This is a genomic window from Finegoldia magna (assembly GCF_003182075.1).
GTDB classification, from domain to species: Bacteria; Bacillota; Clostridia; order Tissierellales; family Peptoniphilaceae; genus Finegoldia; species Finegoldia magna.
This window is the reverse complement of the sequence record NZ_QGTH01000014.1, coordinates 30,838-57,739: the sequence shown is the minus strand read 5'-3', so window position 1 is coordinate 57,739 and position 26,902 is coordinate 30,838. Positions and strand designations below refer to the sequence as shown.

The 26,902-nt window shown below is 32.7% G+C and carries 20 protein-coding genes; 18 read left to right on the top strand and 2 right to left on the bottom strand.

Features of this window, described 5'->3' with window-relative positions:
- Window positions 1-108: 108 nt before the first annotated feature.
- Complete coding sequence (locus tag DES33_RS06620) at window positions 109-1,116, bottom strand: potassium channel family protein (RefSeq protein ID WP_110058472.1); 1,008 nt, start codon at window positions 1,114-1,116, stop codon at window positions 109-111.
- 172 nt (window positions 1,117-1,288) lie between these two features.
- Between DES33_RS06620 and proC the strand changes: the two genes are divergently transcribed.
- From proC to DES33_RS06570, 10 genes are all read left to right on the top strand, one after another.
- The gene (gene proC, locus DES33_RS06615; RefSeq protein ID WP_110058471.1) at window positions 1,289-2,095 is read left to right on the top strand and encodes a pyrroline-5-carboxylate reductase; all 807 of its coding nucleotides are present in this window, start codon (window positions 1,289-1,291) and stop codon (window positions 2,093-2,095) included.
- 341 nt (window positions 2,096-2,436) lie between these two features.
- Window positions 2,437-3,657: an argininosuccinate synthase gene (locus tag DES33_RS06610; RefSeq protein WP_110058470.1), complete on the top strand. Its 1,221-nt coding sequence runs from the start codon at window positions 2,437-2,439 to the stop codon at window positions 3,655-3,657.
- Entirely contained in the window at window positions 3,657-5,039 is a 1,383-nt protein-coding gene (gene argH / locus DES33_RS06605) for an argininosuccinate lyase (protein ID WP_110058469.1), read from the top strand. The genes DES33_RS06610 and argH overlap by 1 nt, the downstream gene beginning before the upstream one ends.
- Before the next feature lie 456 nt (window positions 5,040-5,495).
- Window positions 5,496-6,194: a phosphoribosylaminoimidazolesuccinocarboxamide synthase gene (gene purC / locus DES33_RS06600; RefSeq protein ID WP_110058468.1), complete on the top strand. Its 699-nt coding sequence runs from the start codon at window positions 5,496-5,498 to the stop codon at window positions 6,192-6,194.
- A 1-nt stretch (window position 6,195) separates the two neighbouring features.
- Complete coding sequence (purF, locus tag DES33_RS06595) at window positions 6,196-7,542, top strand: amidophosphoribosyltransferase (protein ID WP_094225105.1); 1,347 nt, start codon at window positions 6,196-6,198, stop codon at window positions 7,540-7,542.
- Window positions 7,543-7,550: 8 nt separating this feature from the next.
- Entirely contained in the window at window positions 7,551-8,105 is a 555-nt protein-coding gene (gene purN, locus DES33_RS06590; protein WP_110058467.1) for a phosphoribosylglycinamide formyltransferase, read from the top strand.
- Window positions 8,093-9,598 carry a bifunctional phosphoribosylaminoimidazolecarboxamide formyltransferase/IMP cyclohydrolase gene (purH, locus tag DES33_RS06585; protein ID WP_110058466.1) on the top strand — a complete coding sequence of 502 codons (1,506 nt, stop codon included), beginning with the start codon at window positions 8,093-8,095 and terminating at the stop codon, window positions 9,596-9,598. Before purN ends, purH begins: the two co-directional genes overlap by 13 nt.
- A gap of 15 nt (window positions 9,599-9,613) precedes the next feature.
- On the top strand, window positions 9,614-14,506 hold the full coding sequence (locus tag DES33_RS06580; RefSeq protein WP_110058465.1) for a phosphoribosylformylglycinamidine synthase: 4,893 nt from the start codon (window positions 9,614-9,616) through the stop codon (window positions 14,504-14,506).
- Entirely contained in the window at window positions 14,506-15,933 is a 1,428-nt protein-coding gene (purB, locus tag DES33_RS06575) for an adenylosuccinate lyase (RefSeq protein WP_110058464.1), read from the top strand. Before DES33_RS06580 ends, purB begins: the two co-directional genes overlap by 1 nt.
- A gap of 102 nt (window positions 15,934-16,035) precedes the next feature.
- Window positions 16,036-16,698 carry a TVP38/TMEM64 family protein gene (locus tag DES33_RS06570; protein ID WP_110058463.1) on the top strand — a complete coding sequence of 221 codons (663 nt, stop codon included), beginning with the start codon at window positions 16,036-16,038 and terminating at the stop codon, window positions 16,696-16,698.
- Window positions 16,699-17,031: 333 nt separating this feature from the next.
- On the opposite strand, the gene DES33_RS06565 is transcribed toward DES33_RS06570, so the two are convergent.
- Window positions 17,032-17,931 (bottom strand): selenium metabolism-associated LysR family transcriptional regulator, encoded by a 900-nt coding sequence (locus DES33_RS06565; protein WP_094204309.1) that lies wholly within the window; start codon window positions 17,929-17,931, stop codon window positions 17,032-17,034.
- Window positions 17,932-18,277: 346 nt separating this feature from the next.
- Between DES33_RS06565 and DES33_RS06560 the strand changes: the two genes are divergently transcribed.
- The 8 genes from DES33_RS06560 to DES33_RS06525 all read left to right on the top strand — a co-directional run.
- Window positions 18,278-18,679, top strand: a complete 402-nt coding sequence (locus tag DES33_RS06560; RefSeq protein ID WP_110058462.1) for a DUF4418 family protein — start codon at window positions 18,278-18,280, stop codon at window positions 18,677-18,679.
- Entirely contained in the window at window positions 18,669-19,856 is a 1,188-nt protein-coding gene (locus DES33_RS06555) for an ABC transporter permease (protein WP_110058461.1), read from the top strand. The genes DES33_RS06560 and DES33_RS06555 overlap by 11 nt, the downstream gene beginning before the upstream one ends.
- The gene (locus DES33_RS06550; protein WP_110058460.1) at window positions 19,857-20,516 is read left to right on the top strand and encodes an ABC transporter ATP-binding protein; all 660 of its coding nucleotides are present in this window, start codon (window positions 19,857-19,859) and stop codon (window positions 20,514-20,516) included.
- 287 nt (window positions 20,517-20,803) lie between these two features.
- Window positions 20,804-21,046 carry a glycine zipper domain-containing protein gene (locus DES33_RS06545; RefSeq protein ID WP_110058459.1) on the top strand — a complete coding sequence of 81 codons (243 nt, stop codon included), beginning with the start codon at window positions 20,804-20,806 and terminating at the stop codon, window positions 21,044-21,046.
- A 174-nt stretch (window positions 21,047-21,220) separates the two neighbouring features.
- A complete protein-coding gene (locus DES33_RS06540) occupies window positions 21,221-22,174 on the top strand; it encodes a DUF3137 domain-containing protein (RefSeq protein ID WP_227930584.1) in 954 nt (317 codons plus the stop codon).
- Window positions 22,175-22,183: 9 nt separating this feature from the next.
- A complete protein-coding gene (locus DES33_RS06535) occupies window positions 22,184-22,762 on the top strand; it encodes a LemA family protein (RefSeq protein ID WP_110058457.1) in 579 nt (192 codons plus the stop codon).
- Between the two features lie 202 nt (window positions 22,763-22,964).
- A complete protein-coding gene (locus DES33_RS06530) occupies window positions 22,965-24,881 on the top strand; it encodes a cell wall-binding repeat-containing protein (protein WP_110058456.1) in 1,917 nt (638 codons plus the stop codon).
- 169 nt (window positions 24,882-25,050) lie between these two features.
- On the top strand, window positions 25,051-26,902 hold a 1,852-nt coding region (locus DES33_RS06525; protein ID WP_110058455.1), incomplete at its 3' end, for a cell wall-binding repeat-containing protein.

Sequence of the window (26,902 nt, the reverse complement as noted above, 5' to 3'; positions counted from 1 at the left end):
AAATATTCTAGTACTAATTTTATTTTAAATTCTTTTGTGTATTTTGGCATACAAAAACCCCTCCATCCGTATTCCGGATTTTGGGGTTCAGGTTAAATTTGCATAGCCTTATTTTTTTTCATCGCCCAAATGTTTTAATTTGTCCACTTGATCTTCTCTACCAAGGACAATCAATACATCTCCAATTTGGAAAGTGTAGTTTACTGGTGGGTTGAAAATCATTTTATTATCTTCAATTGTTTTAATTGCAAGTACAATCAGGCCTGTTTTATTTGGAATTTGAGCTTCAATTAAATTTTTATTCTCAAGATAGGAGCCGCTTTTAACCACAACTTCTTCTAAATCAAGCTCAACATCGCCAATTCTTGTAACCACATCTAAAAAAGAAATAATATTAGGCTTAGTCATCAACGAAGCCATTCTTTTGCCGCTGATTTCTACAGCTGACAAAGTTTTGTCGGCGCCTACTTTCATCAACTTTTCGCTTCCTGATTTGGTAATTGCGTTGGCTATTATGTAGATGTTTTTGTTAAGATTTCTCGCAGTTAACACCGTAACGATATTGTCTACTTCGGAATCTAACGTCGATACAAGCCCCTTCGCTCTTTCGATTCCTGCATGTTCCAGTACTGCTTCTTCAGTTGACATGCCTTCCACAACTAAAATATCGTGGTGACTGTAATCATCAAGATCTTCACGTTTGTCTGTGATGACAACGAAATTCAAATTCTGATCGATAAATTTATTTATAATTACTTCTGCCAATTCACCAGAACCGCAAATAATGTAGTGATCATTGAGTGAGGCTATTTTCTTTTCCATTTTACTTCCCTTCCAAAAATCTTTAACTTTTCCTTCTACAAACATAGCAACAACCGTAGTAAATGCGTATCCGACGATGCCGACACCCAGAAATATCATAATTATAGAGAAAACCTCTGACCAATTACTTGTAGTGCCAATCTCTCCGAAACCAACAGTGGAGATGGTTATAACAGTCATATATAATGCATCTATAAAATCTACTTTTAATAAAAACATATAGCCAACAACGCCTGCGATTAATAAAAGTGCAAATGCATATAAAATAAATTTAAGCTTCCTTTTTTCTTCCATAAGTCACACCTCGTTTCTTCAATTATAATATAATTCACAACAAAAAACTATTAAATTCAGATTAAATGGAACAACCTAAAAATCCTAAAAATTTAAGAATTTTACCAAAAAGTTGCAATAATTTTTCAAATAATCTGATAGAATATAGTTAACTAAAATATGCGAGGTACTTATGAACAAATTATGTTTTATAGGAGCTGGGAACATGGGATCTGCCATGATTTCAGGAGTTGTGAATGCAAATATAATAGATGCGAATAAAATTTGCGTGTCAAATAAATCTGAGGGAAAATTAATAGATTTAAACCAAAAACTAAAAGTTAACACTACAACTGACAACAAAAAAGCATCTGAAAATTCTGATGTTGTAATACTTGCAGTGAAGCCACATATTATTCCAACAGTTTTGGAAAAAATCAAGGATAATATTAATAAGGAAACTATTGTGATTTCTGTTGCAGCAGGGGTTAATATTTCAGATATTGAAAAAATTTTGGGAAAAGACCACAAGATTTTGCGTGTGATGCCGAACACGCCATGTCTTGTCGGGGAAGGAATGTCTGCGATTTGTCCGAATGAAAATATAAATGATGATGATTTGAAAATCGTGACGGATATTTTTAATTCATTTGGAAAAAGCGAAGTAATAGACGAAAGTTTGATGGACTGTGTGATTGGAGTTAGCGGATCGTCTCCTGCATATGTGTTTATGTTTATGGAAGCGATGGCTGATGCAGCTGTACAAACGGGAATGAAACGAGATATGGCATACAAATTCGTCGCACAATCGGTGCTTGGCGCTTCTAAAATGTTAATGGAAACTCACAAACATCCAGGAGAATTGAAGGACATGGTGTGTTCACCAGCAGGAACTACTATCAAGGCTGTGGAAGTTTTAGAAAAATACGGGCTTAGGAATGCCGTCATTCAAGCTCAGCTTGCTTGTGTGGAAAAATCACGTGAAATGAGTGAAAAATAGTTGTACATTTTAAATTAATATTAATAATGAAAAATTTTTGTAAATAATTTGACTTTTGAAAATTATGATAGTATAATATTTAAAAATCTTATATTAAAGTCGATGACGTGGATGTTTCTTGTGAGAATTAAAGCGATCTGAGTAGAGTGTGAGTCAGAAATTTAATCAAGATGTATACAATAGGGCCACCGAGATTATATTGCGAGTTATTTATTAGCAATATACGTAATTGTTACGTTAAACATAGAGTGGGGTTTTACCCAATTGGAGTGGTATCGCGGATGTTTCGTCTCTTTTCTTAGCTAAGAAAAGAGACTTTTTTAATTTTGGAGGAAATTAAAATGAAAGATTTAAAATTAAACAAAGTTGTTTTGGCTTATTCAGGAGGATTGGACACTTCTGTTATGATTTCATGGTTGAAAGAAAATTATGGATGTGAAGTTATAGCTGTTGCAGCTGATGTAGGACAAGGTTCAGATTTGAAAGGAATTGAACAGAAAGCTTTGAGTACAGGTGCTTCGAAAATTTTTGTCGAAGATTTGAGAGAAGAATTTGCAAGTGATTTTGTATTTGAAACGTTAAAAGCTGGAGCAAAATACGAAAATCAATATTTGTTAGGAACGGCTTTTGCTAGACCTATAATTGCAAGACGTATGGTTGAGATTGCACACGAGGAAAATGCAGACGCAATCGTTCACGGATGTACAGGTAAAGGAAATGACCAGGTGAGATTTGAAACATCGATTCGTTATTTTGATCCAGATATCAAGATTATTGCTCCGTGGAGATATTGGGATATAAAATCTCGTGAACAAGAAGAAGAATATGCTATGAAGAGAAATATTCCTTTGAGTAAGAAAACGGGTTGTCAATATTCTGAGGATAAGAATTTATGGCATATATCACATGAAGGCCTAGAGTTAGAAAGTCCTTCGAATGCGCCTAATTATGATAATTTTCTGGAGTGGATTAAAAAAGTCGAAGATAGCGATGATAAAGCAGAGTATATTTCCATTGAATTTAAAGATGGAGTTCCAATTTCTATAAATGAAAAAGAGTTAAAATCCTATGAAATTATAGAAAAACTGAATGAAATTGGCGGAAAACACGCAATAGGAATAGATGATATAATTGAAAGTCGTATAACTGGAATGAAAGTTAGAGGAGTGTATGAAAACCCAGCAGGAGCAATTTTGTACAAAGCACATGATATTTTAGAGTCTTTGACTTTAGATGGTGATACTTTGAAGTTTAAACAAATTTTATCTTTAAGATATGCAGAAGAAGTATATAAAGGATTGTGGTATTCTCAATTAAGAAAATCACTCCAAGAATTTGTAAACTATACTCAAAAAAGAGTCTCAGGAGTAGTCAAACTAAAACTTTATAAAGGAAATATAATACCAAACGGAGTGGATTCTAAATTCTCATTATTTTCACAAGAGTTTGCAACATTTGAAGAAGATCATGTATACAATCAAAGAGATTCAGAAGGATTTGTAAATATTTTTTCTTTGCCTATCAAAATTGAAGCAATGAAAAGAAAGGAAAATAAGTGGTAATGGATTTATACAAGTCTAGATTTAGCGAAAAAACTTCTGATATTGCACATAAATTTAATAGTTCAATAAAAACCGATTATAGATTATATCCTTATGATATAAAAGGCTCCATTGCTCATGCAAAAATGCTTTGTGAATGTTCTATTATTTCTTCTGAAGATTGTGATTTGATAGTTTCAGGTTTAGAAAGTATTCTTGAGGATTTGAATAATGGGAAACTAGAAATTTCTTATGAATCTGAAGATATTCATATGTTTATAGAATCTGAATTGACAAAGAGAATTGGAAACTCTGGTAAAAAACTACACACAGCAAGATCAAGAAATGACCAGATTGCATTAGATTTAAAATTGTATACGAAAGATAAAGCTGAAAAAGCTGTCTTGTATATAAAAAATTTGATAAATACCATATTGAAAATTTCACAAGATAACTTGAATACAGTGATGCCTGGATATACGCATCTTCAAATAGCACAACCAGTTACATTTGCACATCATATAATGGCTTATGCACAGATGTTTATGAGAGATTTGCATAGAATACAAGATTTATCAGGCAGATTAGACATATCTCCTTTGGGAGCGTGTGCTTTAGCTACAACAACTTATAATATAGATAGATTTAGTACTGCAGAAAAACTTGGGTTTTCAAAAGTGACATTGAATTCAATAGATTCTGTTTCTGATAGGGATTTTGTAGTGGATTTTATATATTGTTTAGCGATGTTCTCAATGCATTTGTCTAGATTTGCGGAGGAACTTATAATTTTTTCATCACAAGAATTCAATTATATTAAAATATCCGATAAATATTCTAGTGGATCTTCAATAATGCCACAGAAAAAGAATCCTGATATGGCAGAATTGTTAAGGGCTAAATCAGCAAGAATGTATTCTAATTTAATGGGAATATTGACTATGCTAAAAGCAATTCCATTAGCATATAATAAAGACATGCAAGAAGATAAAATATACCTGTTTGAAAGCGTGGAAATTTTTGAAATATCAGTAGAAATAATCACTAATATTTTAGAAACCATGCAAGTTAATAAATTCAGAATGAGAGAAATGGCATCTAAAGGTTATATTAATGCTACTGATGCGGCTGATTATCTTGTAAAGAAAGGATTGGCATTTAGAGATTCATATTATATTATTGGTGAAATAGTAAAATACGCCATTTCTGAGGATTTGAGTTTAAACGATATATCGCTGGAAAAATACCAGGAGTTTTCTAATAAATTTGATGAAGATTACTTTGATTTTATCGATTTAGATTATATATTAAATAAAAGAGATGTTTTTTCAGGTCCTTCACCAAAAAGGGTACAAGAACAGATAAATATAGTAAAAGAAAAATTAGACGATTCAATAAATTGATTAAATAAAAGAGCTGTTTAATAGATTAGAAATCAATAATATATATAAGAAAAGTAGCAACAAAGTCTTTATTTCAGTAGAGAATAAAAAATTTGTTTGTAGAAATTTTTGGGGATTTGAATTTGCATATTATTTTAGAAAAATATTATTCGAATTTTCATACATAGGTGAAATTATTTTTTTATTAGATTTATGATGCAAAACATAAGGGGCTATGATATAATATATTGTAAATTATTTTAGTGGGGGCAAAATGATGAGCGTTATTGATATTTCAATAAATTTCATAAAAAAGCTTTTTGATTTGAGATTTACGAATCACGATCTAAGCCTTATCAATAAATTGAGAGGCAAATTGATAGCTATTTTTGCGTCCAATAAAAAAGTGTATAATTGTCAAAAAATTTAGGAGAATTCTATCTAGAATTCTCTATTTTTTTATTTTAGGAGGGTATTATGGAAAAATTGTACGAAGGTAAAGCAAAGGAAGTTTATTTAACAGAAAAGGCTGATGAATATATCATCAGATACAAGGATGATGCAACAGCTGGTAACGGTGAAAAGAAAGCTACAATTGCTGGTAAGGGTGAACTAAACTTAGCAATCACTACAATGATTTTTGAAATGCTTGAAAAAAACGGCATCAAAACTCACTACATTGAAACAATCAACAGTACTGATATGAGAGTTAAAAAAGTTACTATCATGCCACTTGAAGTTATCGTTAGAAACATCACTGCAGGTTCTTTTGCAAAAAGATACGGCGTTGAAGAAGGAAAAGTTTTAAATCAACCAACTTTTGAATTGTCATATAAGAATGATGATTTGGGAGATCCATTGATGTGTGAAGACCACGCAATTGCTCTTGGAGTTATCACAAAAGAAGAATATGACTATTTAAGAGAAGAAACTTTGAAAATCAACGAATTACTTAAAGAATTTTTCTTGAAAATCAACTTAAAATTAGTTGACTTCAAAATCGAATTCGGTAAGACTGACGATGGACAAATCTTATTAGCTGACGAAATCAGCCCAGATACTTGCAGATTGTGGGATAAAGACACTAACCAAAAATTAGACAAAGATATTTTCAGAAGAGATTTAGGAGATTTGACAGAAGGCTACAAAGAAGTTCTAAATAGAATGAGAGGCTAGGATGTGTGGAGTTATAGGGATATATTCTAAGTCCGAAGTTAATAAGAAATTATTTTTCGGACTTAACTCCTTACAACACAGAGGACAAGAATCCTGTGGTATCACCGTTAGTAACGGTGAAAACCTACATAGAGAAAAAGGCATGGGACTTGTTATCGATGTGTTTAAGGAAGAAAATTTGAATAATTTAGTTGGTAATGTAGGAATTGGACATGTAAGATATTCGACAGCTGGTGGTTCTCACGATTACAACACTCAACCATTGATGGCTTTTGCCAAGGGAATTGAAATGAGCTTGGCGCACAATGGAAATCTTATCAATCACCAAATTTTAAGAACAAGACTTGAAGAAGACGGCGTGATGTTCCAAACAGCTATTGACAGTGAAGTTATTTTGTATTTGATTGCTAGATATTACAAAGGTGACATCGTTGAAGCTATCAAAAAAACAATGAAACTTATCAAAGGAGCTTACGCAGTTGTGTTGTGCTTGAAAGATAAGCTTGTAGCATTTCGTGATCCTTTGGGAATTAGACCTCTTGTTATGGGAAAAAATGATGAAGATGTTGTGTTTGCATCAGAAAATGCAGCGGTGGAAATCGTCGGAGCAACTGAAATCAGAGATGTTAAACCAGGAGAAATAATTGTCGTAGACAAAGAAGGAGCAAATTCTTCAATGTATACAACAGATGAAGCACCACGTCATTGTTTCTTTGAATATGTGTACTTCGCAAGAGAAGATGCCACATTAGATGGAACAAACGCATACAATTTTAGGAGAAGATGCGGAGAATATTTGTCACAAGAATCTCCATGTGATGTTGATTTGGTAGTTCCAGTTCCAGATTCTGGAATTCCTTCAGCGATAGGATATTCACAAAAAACAGGAATTCCTTACGCACAAGGTTTGGTAAAAAACAGATACATGGGAAGAACATTCATCAAACCAACTCAAAAAGAAAGAGAAATGGCCGTTAAGTTGAAACTAAATCCACTAAGACATGTATTAAAAGGAAAGAGAGTTGTACTTATAGATGATTCCATTGTAAGAGGAACTACAAGCGCTAATTTGATTCAAAGAATTAGAGAAGCTGGTGCGACAGAAGTTCACATGAGAATCACATCGCCACCTGTAAAATTCCCTTGCTATTACGGAATCGATACTCCTTCCAGAAAGCATTTGATTGCAGCGAACATGGATATCGAAGCTATCCGTGAAAAAATCGGTGCAGATAGCTTAGCGTTTATTTCAATGGAAGGAATGGTAAAATCCAGCAGCGACAAAATCGACAAATTCTGTAAGGCTTGTTTTGACGGAGATTATCCTGTAGATCCGATAGTTATATAGGTGATTAAATGAATATTGCAGTTTTTATTTCAGGTACTGGTACTAATTTGAAAGCTCTGTTGGATGCAAAAAAAGACAATTATTTCAAAAGCGATATTGTTGTTGTGGTTAGTAACAAAAATGCAGCTGGTCTTGGTTTTGCAAGAGATTTCAACGTGGATACTTTGGTTTCAAAAGATGATGAAGAAATCATCGAATGTTTAAAATCAAAAAACGTAGATTTGATCGTGTTGGCAGGTTTCTTGCCTAAAATTTCAAAGAGAATTATAAATGAGTTTACAATTGTAAATATCCATCCATCATTGCTTCCAAAATACGGTGGAAAGGGATGTTATGGAATCCATGTTCACGAAAAAGTTTTTGCCAATAAGGAAAAAATTAGCGGTGCAACTGTGCATTTCGTGAATGAAAAATTAGACGATGGAGATATTTTACTTCAAAGGTCTGTGGATATTTCTGATTGTAAATCGGAAGATGAGATAGCAAAGAAAGTTTTGAAAATAGAACATGGCATTTTAAAAGATGCTATAAAAAAATTGGAGGAGAGTTCATGCGCACATTAATTTCACTTACGGATAAGACAAATGTTGGTAAGTTAGCAAAAAGTTTACAAGAATTGGGATATGAAATCATATCTACAGGTGGTACTTACAAGGAAATCGAAAAATCTGGAGTAAATGTAATAGACATCTCCAAGGTTACAAATTTTCCTGAAATTTTGCAAGGCAGAGTGAAGACTTTGTCACCATACGTTCACGGTGGAATTTTGTACAAGAGAGATAACGAAGAACACAAGAAAACTGTAGAAGAATTGAACATTCAACCAATCGACATTGTTGTGGTTAATTTGTACGATTTCCAAAACGCTTTAAAAACAGGTGATCACGACAACATCGTTGAAAACATCGATATCGGTGGTCCAACTTTGATAAGAAGTGCCGCAAAAAATTATAAGGACGTTTTGGTTGTAACAGATCCGTCTGATTATGACGAACTTATCGACAGGTTGAAAAATGACAACGTGGACTTAGCTTACAGAGAAAAATTAGCGATGAAGGCTTTTAGCTTGACAGCTTACTACGATTCTGTGATTTCAAGATATTTCCAAGAACAAGTTGGAGAACGCAGCAAATACAGAACTTTTGGTTTCAAAAAAGAAGAAGAACTTAGATATGGTGAAAACTCACATCAAAGTGCCAATCTTTACATAGACCCATTTGTAAACGGCAAATTGACAGATTGCGAAGTTATTCACGGAAAAGCAATGAGCTTCAACAATTACAACGATTTGAATGTTGCAGTGGAATTAGCTGACGAATTGGGAGAAAATTCTTGTGTTGCATTGAAGCACCAATCACCATGTGGCGTTGCAATTGCAGACAGCGTTTCAGAAGCTTACCACAAGGCATACTTGGCAGATTCAACTTCGATCTTCGGTGGAATTATCGCCATCAATGGAGTTGTAGACGAAAAATGTGCCGAAGAAATGAGCCAAATTTTCTTGGAAATTATAGCTGCGAAAGATTTCGACGAAAAAGCGCTTGAAATATTGACTAAAAAGAAAAACATCAGACTTGTTAAGATAAAATTCGACAACGATTCAGTAAAAGAAGACATTAAGTATTTGAACGGAAAAGTTTTAATCCAAGACAAAGACTTCGGCGTTGACGAATACAACATAGTTACTAATGAAAAACCAAGTGATGAAGACAAAAAAGATTTGGAATTTGCTATGAAAGTGGTTAAATTCACAAAATCAAACGCAATTGTACTAGCAAAAGATTCTCACACTTTGGGAATTGGTGGAGGACAAACATCTAGGATTTGGGCGTTGGAAAACATCGCAAACAATCACCCAGACGTTGATTTTACTGGATGTGTATTGGCATCAGATGCTTTCTTCCCATTTTCTGATTGCGTAGAATTTGCACACAAATTAGGAGTAAAAGCTATTATTCAACCAGGTGGAAGTATCAAAGACCAAGACTCCATCGATAAATGCAATGAGTACGGAATTAGCATGGTGTTCACAAAAAACAGACATTTCAAACATTAAAAATTGGGAGGTTTTATGAAAATTTTAGTTGTAGGGTCAGGTGGCAGAGAGTTCGCGCTTGGACGTAAAATAAAATCTTTTGATGAAAGTAGACATATTTTCTTCGCTCCAGGAAATGCTGGAACTGAAGATATCGGAGAAAACGTAGATATTCAAGCAGACGATTTAAAGGGCCTTCTTGAATTTGCAAAGAAAAATGAAATAGACTTCACAGTTGTTGGCCCTGAAAATCCATTGTGTGACGGGATTTCAGATTTGTTCGAAGAAAATGGTCTTAAAATATTTGGACCTGTAAAAGAAGCTGCTGAATTTGAAAACTCAAAATCATTTACGAAAAAATTCTTGGAAAAATACGACATCAATACAGCTAAGTATTTGGAGAGCAAAGATTTTGATGAGTCTTATGATTTTGCAAATAAATTGTTGGAAGAAAATGGCAAAGTTGTCGTTAAAAGAGATGGCCTTGCAGCTGGAAAAGGAGTCTACATTGTAGATAATTCTGATGATTTGAAGGAGATTCTGCAAGATGTACTAGAAAAAGACAACATGGTTGTCATCGAACAATTTCTAGACGGATTTGAAATGAGTTTGTTGTGCTTTACCGATTCTAAGACGATTCTTCCACTTCCAACTGCGAAGGATCACAAGAAAATTTTCGAAAGAGAAATGGGAGCAAACACTGGCGGCATGGGAACTTACGCTCCGAATGTCGAAGCAGAAGTATTTGTAGATAGAATCAAAAAAAGCGTATTGGATAAAATTCTCACAGGATTAAAAGAAGAAAACATTGATTTCAGAGGATTGTTGTTCATTGGATTTATGATAACTGATGATGGAATTTACGTTTTGGAATTTAACGCGAGATTTGGAGATCCTGAAACTCAAGTCGTGCTTGAACTTATCGACAATGATTTGTTGGATATTATGATGAAAACAAGTGAAGGGAAATTATCCGATGTCGATTTGAAAATAAATGACAACAAAGCGCTTTGCATTGTCCTCAGCGCTGGTGGATATCCAGAAAGTTACGACAAAGGCGATGAGATTACAATTTCTGATATGGACAGTGTTGTTTTCCATGCAGGAACGAAAAAAGTCGACGGAAAAATCGTCACAAATGGCGGTCGTGTGTTAAATATTGTAAATTCTAAAAAAGATTTTGATGATGTCATTAAGGCTTGTTATGAAGATATAGAAAAGGTGGATTTTAAAAACATGTATCACAGAACTGATATTGGTCCTAGAGTAAAAAGAGTTTATGTCAGAAAAAAAGACGAATACGATTATGAATCTAAGGAAAAGAAAAAGCAAATTGAAAACTTACTTGGAATTGATTTGGATAAATTCGTAATTTACAAGAGATATGATTTGGAAATCAGCGATGATAATTTGGCAAAAATTGTCGACACTGTCCTTAGCGAAAAATCTGTAGACGATGTGTTCTACGGAGAAGATGCGTTGAAATTACAAGCTGATATGAAAAACGCAATCGCTGTGGAATATTTGCCAGGTCAATTCGACCAAAGAAAACAAGGCGTGCTTGACACATTGAGTTTGATTTTGGATGATGAGGTGGATTGTAAGACATCGACAGTTTATGAAATCGAAGGCGCCAGCAAAGAAGATTTGGAAAAAATCGAAAAATATTTGGTAAATCCTGTTGACAGCCACAAGGTTAGTTTGCTTGGTATTCCAACAACTTTGAAACAAGAAAATCCTAAGAATTTGGAAAACGAAACATACAATGGTTTCAGAGATATGAAAGACGATGAGCTTCAAAAATTCGTCGATGATCACTCATTGGCGATGAATGATGAGGATTTGAAGTGCATCAGAGATTATTTCAAATCAGAAGACCGAGATCCTAACGAAACAGAAATCAAGATTTTGGACACTTATTGGTCAGACCACTGTAGACACACAACTTTTAACACTTTCTTGGATATTGAATTCAATGCAAAGACAAAACTAGACGAAGCAATTCACAACAGTTTTGAAGACTATTTGAAAGTCAGAGAAGAATTAAACATAGAGAAACCAATCAATCTTATGAGTTTTGGAACGATTTTGTCCAAATATATGAGAAGCAAAAACGAATTTGATGATTTGGAAATTTCATCTGAAATCAACGCTTGTTCTGTAAAAATCAAAGTTCGTGTAGAAGTAAATGGTGTTGACGAAACAAGAGATTATTTGTTGATGTTCAAAAACGAAACACACAATCACCCTACAGAAATCGAACCATTCGGTGGCGCAAGTACATGCTTGGGTGGAGCAATCAGAGACCCACTAAGCGGTAGAGCATTTGTTTACCAAGCTATGAGAATTACAGGAGCAGGTAATCCTCTTACTTCATTGGAAGATACGATGGATGGAAAGCTTCCACAAATCAAAATCACACAAGAAGCTGCAAAGGGATATTCTTCTTACGGAAACCAAATTGGTTTGGCAACTGGATTTGTGGATGAAATTTACCATGACGGATATGTTGCTAAGAGATTGGAATGTGGAGCTGTAATGGCAGCTGCGCCAATTGAAAATGTCAAGAGAATTGAACCTGAAAAAGGCGACATCGTAATCTTACTTGGTGGAAGAACTGGACGTGACGGAATTGGTGGAGCGACAGGCTCATCAAAAAGCCACAAAGTTACAAGTATCAAAACAGAATCTGCACAAGTTCAAAAAGGTAACGCACCTGAAGAAAGAAAAATCCAAAGACTTTTCAGAATTCCTGAGCTTGCAAGTTTGATCAAAAAATGTAACGACTTTGGGGCAGGTGGAGTGAGCGTTGCGATTGGCGAGCTTCACGACGGAGTGGATATATATTTGGACAGAGTTCCATTGAAATACAAAGGTCTCAAACCATTTGAAATTGCAATCAGTGAATCACAAGAAAGAATGGCATGTGTAATAGCTAAGAAAGATTTGGAAGAATTTGTAAAATATGCAGACGCAGAAAACATCGAAACGACGGTTGTTGCAGACATCACAGACACTAACAGAATGAGAATGTTCTACGATGAAGATTTGATTGCAGACATCAGCTACGATTTCATCAATACAAATGGTTCAGACAGAAACGCTGAAGTTGAAGTTGTATCAGAAGATGTTCCAGAAATTTTGACTGAAAAATGTTCTGATGCGAACAAATTCTACGACAAAGTTAAAATGCTTAACATAACATCTAAGAGAGATTTGATAGAAATGTTCGACTCCACAATCGGAAGAAACACTGTTATCAATCCAATGGGTGGTAAATTGCAATTGAATCCTTCTCAAGCAATGGTCGCAAAGATTCCAACAATGGATGGAGTCATGAAAACTGTATCTATGATGAGTTACGGGTTTGACGCTGATTTGTCCGAACAATCTCAATACTTGGGAGGATACTACGCAGTTGTGGAATCAATCAGTAAATTAATCGCATTGGGTTCAGACAAAAACTTGATCAGATTGACATTCCAAGAATACTACGAAAAAATGCTAGACAAAAAGATCTGGTCCAAACCATTGAAGGCACTACTTGGTGCGTTCACTGTTTCTAAATATTTCAAAGCAATGCCAATCGGTGGAAAAGACAGTATGAGTGGAAACTTCGAGGACATCAAGGTTCCGCCAACTATGATTTCATTTGCAGTGACACACGAAGATGTGGACAACATCATTACGAATGATTTGAAAGGCAAAGGCAAAATAGGTCTTGTCAAAACTGTTTACGAAGAAGACGGAACATTGAACCTTGAAAAATTGGAAGAAAATTTCGATTTTATCACAGAACAAATCAGAAACAAAAATATTATTTCTGCGATTGCATTGGACAAAAAAGGTTTATTGGCAAATATTTTTGAACAATCTGTAGGAAATACTGGATTTGATATCAAATTTGATAATTTGTACAATCCAATGTACGGAAGTTTCGTAGTTGAATACGTTGAAGACGACGAAAATATCGAACACATCGGTGATTTTGCAGATGAAATCATCGTAAATGATGTTAAATTAGATTCAGAAAAATTACTAGAAGGCTACACTACAGTTTTAAATAAAGTATTCACACCAAAAGAAAAAATAGAGTACAAACCAATAGAAAACAAAAAAATCGAACAACGTAGAATGAAATCCAAGAAACCAACTGACACACCTCACGTTGTAATCTTGGCAGCTCCTGGAACAAACTGTGAATGGGATACATTGAATGCATTCAAAGAAAATGGAGCAGATGGTGAAATTGTTCTATTCAAAAACAGAAACCAAGAAGATATATTGAATTCTATTGATGTTTTGGCTGAAAAAATCAGAAAAGCGCAAATATTTGCCATTCCTGGAGGATTTTCACTAGGAGATGAGCCGGATGGATCAGCTAAGTTCTTGGCAAATATTCTAAGAAATGAGAAAATAAGTAGTGCGATAGATTATTTGTTGAACGAAAACGACGGATTGGTAATTGGAATTTGTAACGGATTCCAAGCCTTGGTGAAGACTGGACTTCTTCCTTATGGAAAAGTTACATCACCACAAGAAGACGATCCAAACTTGACATTCAACACTAACAGAAGACACATTGCGACATTTGTAGATACATTGTGCTTGACTAATAACAGTCCTTGGACAAATGGAATTGACTTGAACAAGACATACAGAATGCCGATTTCACACGGTGAAGGAAGATTTGTAATCAAAAAAGACAAACTCCAAGAACTTTTAGATAATGAACAAGTTTTCTCAGCATACAAAATCTCTCCAAACGGATCAGACTACAATATTGAAGGAATTTTATCCAGAGATGGTAAGATTTTGGGAAGAATGTGTCACACTGAAAGAATCGCAGACGATTTGTACAAAAATATTTACGATATCGACAAGCAAAATATTTTTAGAAATGCAGTAGAATACTTCAAGGAGAAATAATGAACAACGATATTTACCAAAGTCCATTAAATACGAGATACGCAAGCCACGAAATGAGCCACAATTTCAGCTCTCAAGTTAAGTTTGAAACTTTCAGAAGATTGTGGTTGGCATTGGCGAAATCTGAAAAAGAATTGGGACTTAATATTACAGACGAACAAATAGAAGAATTGCAAACGCACATTTCAGACATTGACTTTGACAAGGCTGCTGAATACGAAAAAGTTCTTCGTCATGATGTAATGGCTCACGTGAAAACATACGGAGAAGTGTGTCCAAACGCAGCAGGAATTATCCACTTGGGAGCGACAAGTTGCTATGTAACTGATAACACTGATATTATAGTGATGAGAAATGCTTTTGAAATCGTAGAGAAAAAATTAGCGATTTTGATTAAACACTTGTCTGATTTTGCGATTAAATACAAAGATTTGCCAACACTTGGCTACACTCATTATCAACCAGCACAATTAGTGACTGTTGGAAAGCGTGCTACTTTGTGGATTCAAGATTTCCTTATGGATTTGGAAGAAGTTATTTACAGAAAAGAAAATTTAAAATTGAGAGGAGTAAAGGGAACTACTGGAACTCAAGCATCATTTTTAAAACTTTTCGACAATGACCACGACAAAGTAAAAGAATTGGAAAAGAAAATCGTAAAGGAAATGGGATTTGACAGTGCAGTTAGCGTGAGTGGACAAACATACACAAGAAAAATCGACTACCACGTGCTTCAAGTTCTATCATCAATCGCACAATCAGCTCACAAAATGACAAACGACATCAGACTTTTGCAAAACAGAAAAGAATTGGAAGAACCATTTGAAAAAACACAAATCGGTTCATCAGCGATGGCTTACAAGAGAAATCCAATGAGATGCGAAAGAATTTCATCGCTTTCAAAATACGTGATGAGTTTGGTTCAAAACCCACAATTTGTAGCAAGTACTCAATGGCTTGAAAGAACGTTGGACGACTCTGCAAACAAGAGAATGAGCGTTCCAGAAAGCTTCATGGCTGTGGATAGTATTTTGGAAATAGCAATCAACGTTACAGACGGACTTGTTGTTTACGAAAACCAAATCAAAGCACACGTTAATGAAGAATTACCATTTATGGCTACTGAAAACATATTGATGGAAGCTGTAAAACGTGGTGGCGACAGACAAGAACTTCACGAAAAAATCAGAGAATATTCAATGGTTGCAGGTAGAAGAGTAAAAGAAGAAGGACTAGACAACAATTTATTAGAATTATTGGAAAAAGACGAAGCTTTTAATCTTAACAAAGACGATTTGAATTCACTTTTAGATGGCAAACTTTACATTGGAAGATGCCCAGAACAAGTGGTTGAATTTATCGAAGAAGATGTCAAACCAGTTATTTCAAAATACGACACAGAATACTCTGTTGATTTGAAAGTTTAAAAATATTAGAAATGCACATGGCAAAAGCTGTGTGCATTTTTTTAGTTGAATATATTAAATTTATACGATACAATGAATTCAAATATAATTAGTAGGTGAAATATGGAAAAATTTAAGAAAATATTTTTGATAGTTCTTTTGGTTGCATTAACTGTGGGACTGATGGTATTCGTTCCTTACGATTCAATCAGAAATTTGGTACAAAAATCCGGCCCATGGGGAGCAGTTGTGTATATTTTATTGTTCACAATACTTCCAATTGGTTTTTTTCCAGTGCCAGCATTAGCGTTAATCGGTGGAGTTAGTTTCGGGCTAGTTAAGGGAAGTATTTACACAGTTATTGGAGCATCGATGAACTGCTTGCTTATGTTTGAACTTTCTAGAAAAATTGGACACGATTATGTTGTTAAGATGATTAATGAAAAATTCTCCGAAAAAAATAGGGACAGAATATTAAATGCACCAAATTCAAAACTGTTCACTCTTTTGTTCATTTGCAGATTGATTCCGATTATTCCATACAATCTTATAAATTACGGATTTGGATTGACGAACATAAGCCTGTCCAAATATATGTTTGCATCAGTTCTTGGAATAATTCCTGGAACACTTGTGTATTTGAATTTAGGGGATAAAGTGTTAAATGTAGGATCCAAGGAATTCTACCAAGCGATTATTTTGGTAGTAGGACTTACTGTTGTGAGCTTGATAATGGCTAAAATAATCGACAAAAAAGACAAGGAAAAGCAAAAAAATTTGAAGTAATTTGATGATGAGGGACTAGTAGCTAAATCTCCTAAAAAAGTAAAGCGAGTAAGTCCTAAAATATATCAAAGTATAACTCGCTTCGTCTCGCTTACAAAAATTTTAAAATTCTAATCTCAAAATTCTAAAATTCAAAACTCGACTACGCTCAAACAGTTGAATTTTTACGAATTTCTCGATTGAATTTTATAAAATTTTTTTCAGAGGACTCGTCCATTATACTTTGATATCATTCATTATTATTTATATGACTTACTTCATCTTACTTAATAAAAACAAACACAATAAAACCGCAATGCTTACAGTATGAGCTATTGCGGTTATTTTTATGAATTAAAAATTCTCTTCTAAGTATTTTTTTGTGAATTTTACGAAATCTATAACTGGCTCTGAGAGTAAAGAGTTGGAACGATATACCAGATAGAAGTGACGTACCGATTCGAAATCGTCGATTTTGAAAGAAATCAATTGATTATTTGCAACTTCTTCTTCTACTGAAAGTTTACTCATAATCGATATCCCCATTCCACTTCGAATGCATTGCTTCAAAGTTTCTGTGCTATTTGCTGTTCCAATCAAATTCAGTGAATTCTTGCTGATTCCTAAAGCGTCTATCATTTTCATAGATTCCTTTAATGTTCCAGAACCTTGTTCACGAAAAATTATTGGTTCCTTTAAAATAGAACTTATCTTGACATTGTTTTTCTTCAATGCATTATAATAATCGTTATATGGTGTGACTACTACTAGCTTATCGCTTAGAACTTTTTCAAAGGTAAGTTCTTTATCCATTGTAGTCATGCCTACAATTCCAATATTGATTGAACCATTTATAACTCCGTCAATCGTAGTTAAACTATCTGATTGAATTATATTAACCAAAGTTTTGATGTGAGATTTGTGATATTTTGTTAAAAGAGAAGGCAGAATATATGTTGCAGGAACAGAACTTGCACCGATGTTAAAAGTAGTTAGACTTTTTTTTGAAAAAGAATCCTGCATGCTTTCCATAATCCTTGAAATAGCCTTAGCGTAGTTGTAGAATTCTCTTCCTTCAGGAGTAAGCTCTAACTTTTTAGTTGTTCTTTTTAATAATTCTGCATTAAGTTCATTTTCAATTTGTTTGATATGAGTGCTTATCGTGGGCTGTGTAAGATAAAGTCTTTTAGCAGCCTCAGAAAAACTATCCCATTCCACAACAGTTATGAACGTTTCTAATTGTTTTAAATCCATAATATCTCTCTCTTCGTGGTATTTAATATATATATTTTATCATATACCTTTTATTTTACAAAATACGCAAATACTTTATAGAAATATACCCAATTGTAAATAAATTTAACAAACGATTTACTATTTATAGGAAAAATCTATAAGTAATTCAAAACTACAAAATGTTAATAAATCAATACTTGTACGATATTTTTTAGAATATAAATGATAAAAATTTGCAAAAAGTTAAAAATACGGCGTTATTTATAGAAAATTTCAATTAATGAATAAATGATATTTATGATAAAATAATTTGTATGTAAAAAGTAAATAATATTAGAAACATTAAATATTTAAGAGGGAAAATATGAAGAAAATTTTAAAAATTTTACAATTGGTAGCTGCAATTATTTTAGCATTAATACCAAAAGTCATCGCAAAACCATGCAAAGTAATGCCAGGCAAAATGCCAATGAAATGTTTCCACATGTCAAATGCTGTTTTTGTCATAGCAGTAAGTATCGTGATTTTATTAGTCATAGCATATATCATTAAAGACGAAAAAATCGAATGGGGAATTAATATCGCAGTTCCAATTTTAGCTATTGATTCATTCCTATTAGCAAAGGTTGTAATAGGCGGTTGTAAACACGCAGGTGCCGCTTGTCAAATGAAGACAATTCCAGCAGTGTCAATCTGCTCGATAATCCTTGCAATAATTTCAATAGCTTATCTTGTGGTATTGAAGAAGAGTATCGATGAAAGATAAACTTTACCTTAAAAACTGGATGTCATCAAATCCTGTCAGAACGTTTATAATAGTTTTGATTATGGCGATAGTGTCCGCTCTTTTGTTTGTAAGCATGTATTTTTCAATTGGACTTAACAATTCAATTGATAATATGAAACAAAGATTGGGAGCCGACATGATGATTGTTCCAGAAAAAAGCGGAAAGGAACAGGAAGCATTATTCGTATCTGGTAAGCCTTCTGAATTTTACATGCAAAATGATGTGCTTGATAAAGTACAAAAATTCGAAGGAGTAAAACAAGCAGCTCCACAATTGTATATTGCGACACTTCAAGAATCTTGTTGCTCATTCCCTGTCCAAGCTATAGGAATTGATTTTGAAAAGGACTTTACAATTAAACCTTGGATGAAACAAGATGTGAAGGAATTGAAAGACGGAGAAATTTTAATCGGAAATAATGTGAGTGTAGTTGATGCAGACACATTGACTTTTTTCGGCAAAAAATACAAAGTAAAATCAAAATTAATGAAAACTGGTCTTGGATTTGATAATGCAATATTCATGAATTTTGATACGGCGAAGAAAATGCTACAAGATTCTATTAAAGTTCATCCGCAAAAATACGTTCCAAATTCTGAAATATCTTCAATTTTAATAAAAAAACAAGATAATGCAGATAGTGAACAATTAACAGTTAACCTTATGAAATCACTTAGAGGTACACACACTATGGTTGTCATGAACAAAAACTTCGTAGACAATCTATCCAAAGAAATGTTCTCTCTTATGAAATATTTGAAAATACTACTAACATTTACATTGATAATGGCAATAATCGTATTAATTTCGATATTTACAGTTGATTTCAAAGACAAAGAAAAACAAATGGCAACACTTAGAATACTTGGTATAACAAAGAGTAAACTCAAAACCATTATCCTAAAATATTCAGTAGTACTATCATTTATTGGGGCAGTAATAGGAATTGGATTATCCATACTCACAGTGAAGCTATTCTCCGGTCAAATCGAAAAATCTTTGGACTTGGCATTTATGAGCGTTAATGCAAAAGAAATACTAAATATTTCGGCGATAACATTATTAGTTGTAGTAGTGATTGCCTTAATCACGCAAATATTAAACGTAATCAAAATATCCAAAGACGAATTAGTGCTAACATTGAGAGGTAATTAAATGGAAATATTAAAAATTGAAAATTTATCAAAAAGCTACCTTATCAATTCTGATAGAAAAAACGAAGTACTAAAAGATGTAAACCTAACTGTAAATGAAAATGACTACATCGCGATAGTCGGAGCAAGTGGCGCAGGTAAAAGTACACTTCTAAATGTGATTTTAGGTTTTTTAAATTACGATGAAGGAAGCGTACAAGTTTTCTCCAAAGAAGTAAAAGATTTTACAGACGAAGAAATATCTGATCTTCGCTCCAAGAAAATATCATTTGTACCACAAGATTTGATAGTATTTCCAGCACTAACAGTTAAGGAAAACTTGGAAATGAAAGCTGACATTTCAGGCGTGGATAATTTTGATTATGAGAAATTCATCAAAAAATATGACATGGAAGAACTTCTTCAACTAAACAGCGTTAAGAACTTATCTGGAGGAGAAATCAAAAAATTAATGATTCTAAGGGCGTTAATTAATGAACCAGAGCTATTAATACTAGATGAACCAACAGCTAACTTGGATGAAGAATACGTCGACAAATTCTTGGACTTGCTCGATGAATTGAACAAAAAAACAACACTAATATGTGTAACACACGATTCAAGACTCAAAAACAGAGCGAAAAAAGTGTACAAATTATCAGGGAAAAATTTATCAGAATAAAATATAACTGATCTTCAAAAGTTATAAGACTTAGAAAATCAGTTTTTTTATTGCAATAATTGACAAGTTAATTTACTAAGAATAAAATCTAATTGAGAGAAAAAGGTGAAATAAATGAAAATATTAGAAGCTACAATGAAAGAGACACGTATACTCTTTAAAATGGCGACAAAAATATGTGATAACGAAATGTTGATGAATTAGAAGAATTTAAAGAAATTCTACAGTCAGATGAAGAATCAAACAGTATTATTTGTTTTAAGAAAGGTTTATAGATTAGAGAAGATATGGAAATATTTAAAATACTTTTACCATTGATTATAGTTGTGATATTAGTCCTAATCGTCATCAAAAAATCGAAAAAACAATCAGATAAATCCGATGATAATTATATGTCACTTGGAATGGCGTTAGGAATGATGCTAGGCGCGGGTTTTGGAACTGCTTTTGAGAAAGACAACATCGCGACTTTTATATCAATCGGGATGCTTTTAGGTATGGTTATAGGAATGAGCATAACAAAAAAATAAATTTATACGTAGAAGACACCAGTAAGAAGGTGTCTTTTTTATGTTGTGTACACAATAAATATGTGTAAAATATTTGTAAAAACATTCAAATTGGATAAAATTAGCGTAATTATCGTGATTATTAGGGTATAATATTATTGAAAGTACAAGAAATAATTGTTGAAAGGAAAACCAGTGAGAAAAAAATACCGAGACCGATTCACCAATCCCGAAATCGTAAAACGAATTGAACAAATAGAAAATTCTCCACAAATGCAATCAAAACTACGTTCCGTAAAAAATGGAATGAAGAACAACATTATTAATCCATTTGTATTAGTTATAGGTGCCATATTTGGATTTATTGCATTAAGCGCGATGCTAGATGTTTATTCGTTTCTTGTAATGGCTGCTATAGTGTATTTTTGGAAAAAATATTCAAAACAACGAAGAAATGAACTTGCAAAATCCTACATTGATAATTTCCTATTACCAGTGTTGAATGAAATCTTGCCGGATACAACAATTGATTATTCTAAGAAAATTGATGTGAAAGTAATGAAAAGGTTGGTTCCTGATTCTCAGTATTATTTTGGAAACTGCCACATAGTATTTGGCGATGATTACAAAACAGAGTTTTCTAATATGGAAGCTTTCACAGAAACTGAAGATAGTGAAGGACATACACGACGAACTATTGATTTTTGTGGACAGGTTTTGATGGCGAAATTTGACACTAAAATAAATGGACACATAAGAGTAGTTCCCATAAAAAAAGGTAAAGTACTTGGGTTTAGAAATCATGGAAACTACGGCAAGAAAACAAAAATAGAAAAAGGAATTGAGACGGAATCCATTGAATTTAACAACTCATACGCAATATATTCAACAGATGATTTCTACACAAGACTAATTCTAGATCCTAAAATTATAGAGTTATTGAACGATTGGAAAGAGAAAATGAGAGTGTGCTTATACATGAATGAACAATACATCTCCGTATCATTCGAATCAAATGCGTTTTTATTTGCATTACCACAAACGAAAAAACAAGTTGATGAATTGTCGCTTTCAACAGAATACGAAAAAGTTAGAGAAAAATTATCTGGATTTTACTCTCTAATAGATATAATAGGTGAAAAATTATAGGGAGAAGTTATGGACAGATTTTTAAATTCGGAATTCACAGCAATTGGAATAATTGCATTAATCATTTTTATAGTATTAATTTGGTGGGTAAAAACATCGAATAGATTTAACCGATACAAAGTCGTTATAGACGAATCCAAGAAAAACGTGGACATAGCATTAGCCAAAAGATACGACACAATTTGTGAAATGATAAAAGTTGCCAAATCATACGCAAGACATGAAGCCTCAACTTTTTCGAATGTAATTAAACTTCGACAAAATGCAAATATCAAAGAGTTCAACTCCGCAATACAAAATCAAGACCGTGAAATCAGCAAAATATTTGCACTTGCTGAAAGCTACCCGGATCTTAAATCGTCACAAGAATTCATCAATCTACAAGATGAAATTAGCGACGAAAATGAACAATTAGCCGCTGCAAAAAGAATCGTAAACAACAATATCAGCATAATAAACCAAGAAATCGTGTCTTTTCCAAAATCAGTTGTCGCAAAATCTAAAGGATTGAAAGAAATGGAATTTCTTAAAGAACAAAACATAGACGTCAAAAAGTCAATCAATGAATTCGACTATGATGTAAAATAATTAGAATAAGTAAAAATTTAGGGGATAACTTCTGGGATTGTAATAATCTTGGAAGTTTTTTGTTGAAAACTGTAAAAAGAATAGACAAAAAAGATGTGAGAAAAAAACATTGTAAAAAATATATATAAGGAATACAAGATAGATAACAAAAGATTTTTGCAATTATAAATTTGCGAAAGTCAATAAAAAACGGAGGGAAATTATGAAAAAACGAAGTAAGTTAATCAAAGTAATCCTTGCATTTGCATTGATTATAGGAGCGTTTTCATTCAATTCATCATTTGCAGCAGCGCAAGACGTTGAAATCAATGAAACAAACTTTCCAGATGCTTATTTTAGAAGAATGCTTAAAGAAAAAGAATATGATGCAGATCAAAACGGGAAATTGAGTGAATCAGAAATCAAAGCTATTAAATCTCTTAATATTTTCTTAGGAGGAGAGAGACTTAATCTAAAAGGTTTGGAATTTTTTACAGAAATAAAAAATTTAGAAGTATCTTCTACAATAATCTCAGAATCTATTGAAAATTATGATTTATCAAAAAATACCAAACTTGAGAAATTATCAATTTACAGTTGCACGAAATGGCTTAATTTGGATTTAAGTCATAATACAGAGCTTAGGGAATTATACTTTAGATCTTTCAGTACTAAAAAACTAGATTTAAGTAATAACAATAAAATTGAAATTGTAGAGATACATGATAGTAATCTAGAGGAATTGAATTTAAAGAATTGTACGAAATTAAGAGATCTTACTGTCAGTAATAATGAACTAAAGACAATAGATTTGGATGATTGTGTTAATCTTGAAAGGTTTTATGGAGCTGATAATCATTTGGAGACACTTGATATTAGTAATAATAAAAAATTACGTCAATTAACTTTAAGCGATAACAGATTACAATCATTGGATACAACGAAAAATAGAGAATTAGGAAACTTAGGTGCAGCTGATCAAATATTTGATTATTATACAGATTTTAATCCCAAAGTCATTGATTTAGGAAAACTTCCAGGTAAACCTGACCCAAAAAGAATAAAGAATTTGGAAAATGGTAAACTTATAGGAAAGAAAATCGTATTGGATAAGAATAAGGATTATATAACTTATGAATATGATAGTAGACCAGGAATTAACTTTAAATATGGTCATGAATATGGTTATGATCACAATTTTGTAGAAGTAAAAATTAATGTAAAAAAAGGATTTACAGGAAAAGAGCCACAACCAACAGAAGAAAATAGAATTTCAGGTAAAAATAGAATATCTACAGCAATCGAAGTATCCAAAAAATACTATGAAAAAGCAAACACAGTAATAATTGCCAGAAGTGATGAATATCCAGATTCATTAACAGCATCTCCATTAGCTAAAAAATTAAATGCACCTATATTATTGACATCCCAAAATGAATTAGAAGAACCGGTAAAAGCAGAACTTAGAAGATTAAATGCAACTAACATAATTATCGTAGGTGGAGTAAATTCTATATCAACTAAAGTAGAAAAAGCATTGAGACAATATGATAAAGAAATAGAAAGAATAGCTGGACATAGTAGATATGAAACATCGGCAGCGATAGCACAAAGCCTTTTAAACCAATCTGCAAGAAAAACAGCAATAATAGCAAGTGGAGAAAACTTCGCGGATGCATTAACAGCAGGAGCGTATGCAGCAGAACAAGAATATCCAATTTTGCTAGTTGAAAAAACAAAGATAGATACGAGTATCGAAAAAGTGATAAACACAAACATCAATAAAACAATAATAGCAGGAGGGGTTAATTCCGTATCAGAAAAAGTTAAAAAGGACCTACCGAAAAACACAGAAAGAATTGCAGGAAGAAGTAGATACGATACCGCAGCACAAATTGCTAAAAAATTATTCAAATCCGAAAAAGCATTTGTAGCAAGTGGTGAAGTATTTGCAGATGCATTAGTCGTATCACCGGTAGCAGGAAGACTATCATCGCCAATATTATTAGTAAATAGAAAAGAATCACCAGAAACAATTAAAGAATACGTAAAAGAAAAAATAACAGAAATTACTGTAATAGGCGGAAAGAAATTCGTTCCAAGCTCAATTGTAACGGACTTAGAAACAGCAATAAAATAATAACATATAAAAACCAGAGTTTTTATACAGCTCTGGTTTTTAGTATGAAATAATAGAAAAACAATTCATAAAAACATTGCAAAAAATATATATAAGGGATACAATATAGTTAACCAAAAGACTTTTGTAAATAGGAAATCACAAAAGTTAATAAAAATGGAGGGAAATTATGAAAAAATTTAGTAAGTTGATCAAAGTAATTCTTGCTTTTGCATTGATTATAGGAGCGTTTTCATTCAACTCATCATTTGCATCAGCGCAAGATGTTGAAATCAATGAAACAAACTTTCCTGATGCTAAGTTCAGGGAATATGTGAAAGAATTTGATGAAAATCGAGACGAAAAATTAAGCCAAGAAGAAATTAAATCGGTAACAAGGATTGATACAAGTGTGAATTCGCCAAAAAACTTTAAAGGTATTGAGTATTTTACTGAGATAAAATCATTTTATACATCTGATAATGCAGAAAATATTGATTTATCTAAAAATACAAAACTTGAGAAAATCTATTGTGTTTTGAATCAGAATTTAAATGAGTTGGATTTAAGTAAAAACACAGAGCTAAAAGAATTAGACTTATCAAACAATGCTCTTACAAAATTAGATTTAAGTAATAATAGTAAACTTGAAGAAGTTAATTTATGGCAAAATAAAATAAAGGAAATTAATCTAAACAATTGTGTGAACTTAAAAAAATTAAACTTAACTTATAATAAGTTAAAGGAATTAGATTTGTCAGATTGCGTAAATCTTAAGAATCTTGATTGTGAAAATAACAATCTAGAAACAATAGATATTAGTAAGAATAAACAATTACAAAGCATAAATGCTAGAAGTAATAAGTTGCAAGCGATAGATACTACTAAAAATAGAGAATTAAGTTCCTTCATAGTTGACTTGCAAACATTTGATTATTATACAGACATTGATCACAAGGTTATTTATTTAGAAAAACTTCCTGGTAATCCTAATCCAAAAAGAATAAAGGAACTAGAAAATGGTAAACTCGTAGGAAATAAAATAGTGTTGGATAGGGGGAAAGAATCTGTAAGATATTCTTACGAAAGTAGACCCGGAGAAATTCAACGTCAATTTGGAGATTTATTGAGAATACAAATAAATGTAAAAACAGGATTTACAGAAGAAGAAACTCAACCAGCAGAAGAAAATAGAATTTCCGGAAGAAATAGAATATCTACAGCAATTGAAGTATCCAAAAAATACTATGAAAAAGCAAACACAGTAATAATTGCCAGAAGTGATGAATATCCTGACTCATTAACAGCATCACCATTAGCAAAAAAATTGAATGCGCCTATATTATTGACATCCAAAAATGAATTAGAAGAACCGGTAAAAGCAGAAATAAAAAGATTAAAAACAACCAATATAATCATAGTAGGTGGAGTAAATTCTATATCAACTAAAGTAGAAAAAGAATTAAGACAATATGATAAAGAAATAGAAAGAATAGCTGGACACAGTAGATATGAAACATCTGCAGCGATAGCAGAAAGACTTTTAAAACTATCTAAAAAACAAACTGCGATAATAGCAAGTGGAGAAAACTTTGCGGATGCATTAACAGCAGGTGCCTATGCGGCAAAACAAGAGTATCCAATACTACTAGTACAAAAAACAACAGTTGATACACAAATTACAAAAGTTCTAAACAAATATATCAATAAAACAATAATAGCAGGAGGAGTAAACTCCGTATCAGAAAAAGTAAAAAAAGATTTACCAAAGAACACAGAAAGAATTGCAGGAAGAAGTAGATACGATACCGCAGCACAAATTGCTAAAAAATTATTCAAATCCGAAAAAGCATTTGTAGCAAGTGGTGAAGTATTTGCAGATGCGTTAGTAGTATCACCGGTAGCAGGAAGACTATCATCACCAATATTATTAGTAAATAGAAAAGAATCACCAGAAACAATTAAAGAATACGTAAAAGAAAAAATAACAGAAATTACTGTAATAGGCGGAAAGAAATTCGTTCCAAGCTCAATTGTAACCG

Bases quoted from the DNA above. Each gene is read 5' to 3' on its own strand.
- DES33_RS06555 (WP_110058461.1), top strand. From the start codon at position 18,669: ATGAAAGATAAACTTTACCTTAAAAACTGGATGTCATCAAATCCTGTC.
- argH (WP_110058469.1), top strand. From the start codon at position 3,657: ATGGATTTATACAAGTCTAGATTTAGCGAAAAAACTTCTGATATTGCA.
- DES33_RS06530 (WP_110058456.1), top strand. From the start codon at position 22,965: ATGAAAAAACGAAGTAAGTTAATCAAAGTAATCCTTGCATTTGCATTG.
- DES33_RS06565 (WP_094204309.1), bottom strand. From the start codon at position 17,931: ATGGATTTAAAACAATTAGAAACGTTCATAACTGTTGTGGAATGGGAT.
- DES33_RS06580 (WP_110058465.1), top strand. From the start codon at position 9,614: ATGAAAATTTTAGTTGTAGGGTCAGGTGGCAGAGAGTTCGCGCTTGGA.
- DES33_RS06570 (WP_110058463.1), top strand. From the start codon at position 16,036: ATGGAAAAATTTAAGAAAATATTTTTGATAGTTCTTTTGGTTGCATTA.
- purH (WP_110058466.1), top strand. From the start codon at position 8,093: ATGCGCACATTAATTTCACTTACGGATAAGACAAATGTTGGTAAGTTA.
- DES33_RS06620 (WP_110058472.1), bottom strand. From the start codon at position 1,116: ATGGAAGAAAAAAGGAAGCTTAAATTTATTTTATATGCATTTGCACTT.
- DES33_RS06550 (WP_110058460.1), top strand. From the start codon at position 19,857: ATGGAAATATTAAAAATTGAAAATTTATCAAAAAGCTACCTTATCAAT.
- DES33_RS06610 (WP_110058470.1), top strand. From the start codon at position 2,437: ATGAAAGATTTAAAATTAAACAAAGTTGTTTTGGCTTATTCAGGAGGA.
- proC (WP_110058471.1), top strand. From the start codon at position 1,289: ATGAACAAATTATGTTTTATAGGAGCTGGGAACATGGGATCTGCCATG.
- DES33_RS06545 (WP_110058459.1), top strand. From the start codon at position 20,804: ATGGAAATATTTAAAATACTTTTACCATTGATTATAGTTGTGATATTA.
- purB (WP_110058464.1), top strand. From the start codon at position 14,506: ATGAACAACGATATTTACCAAAGTCCATTAAATACGAGATACGCAAGC.
- purN (WP_110058467.1), top strand. From the start codon at position 7,551: ATGAATATTGCAGTTTTTATTTCAGGTACTGGTACTAATTTGAAAGCT.
- purF (WP_094225105.1), top strand. From the start codon at position 6,196: ATGTGTGGAGTTATAGGGATATATTCTAAGTCCGAAGTTAATAAGAAA.
- DES33_RS06535 (WP_110058457.1), top strand. From the start codon at position 22,184: ATGGACAGATTTTTAAATTCGGAATTCACAGCAATTGGAATAATTGCA.
- purC (WP_110058468.1), top strand. From the start codon at position 5,496: ATGGAAAAATTGTACGAAGGTAAAGCAAAGGAAGTTTATTTAACAGAA.
- DES33_RS06560 (WP_110058462.1), top strand. From the start codon at position 18,278: ATGAAGAAAATTTTAAAAATTTTACAATTGGTAGCTGCAATTATTTTA.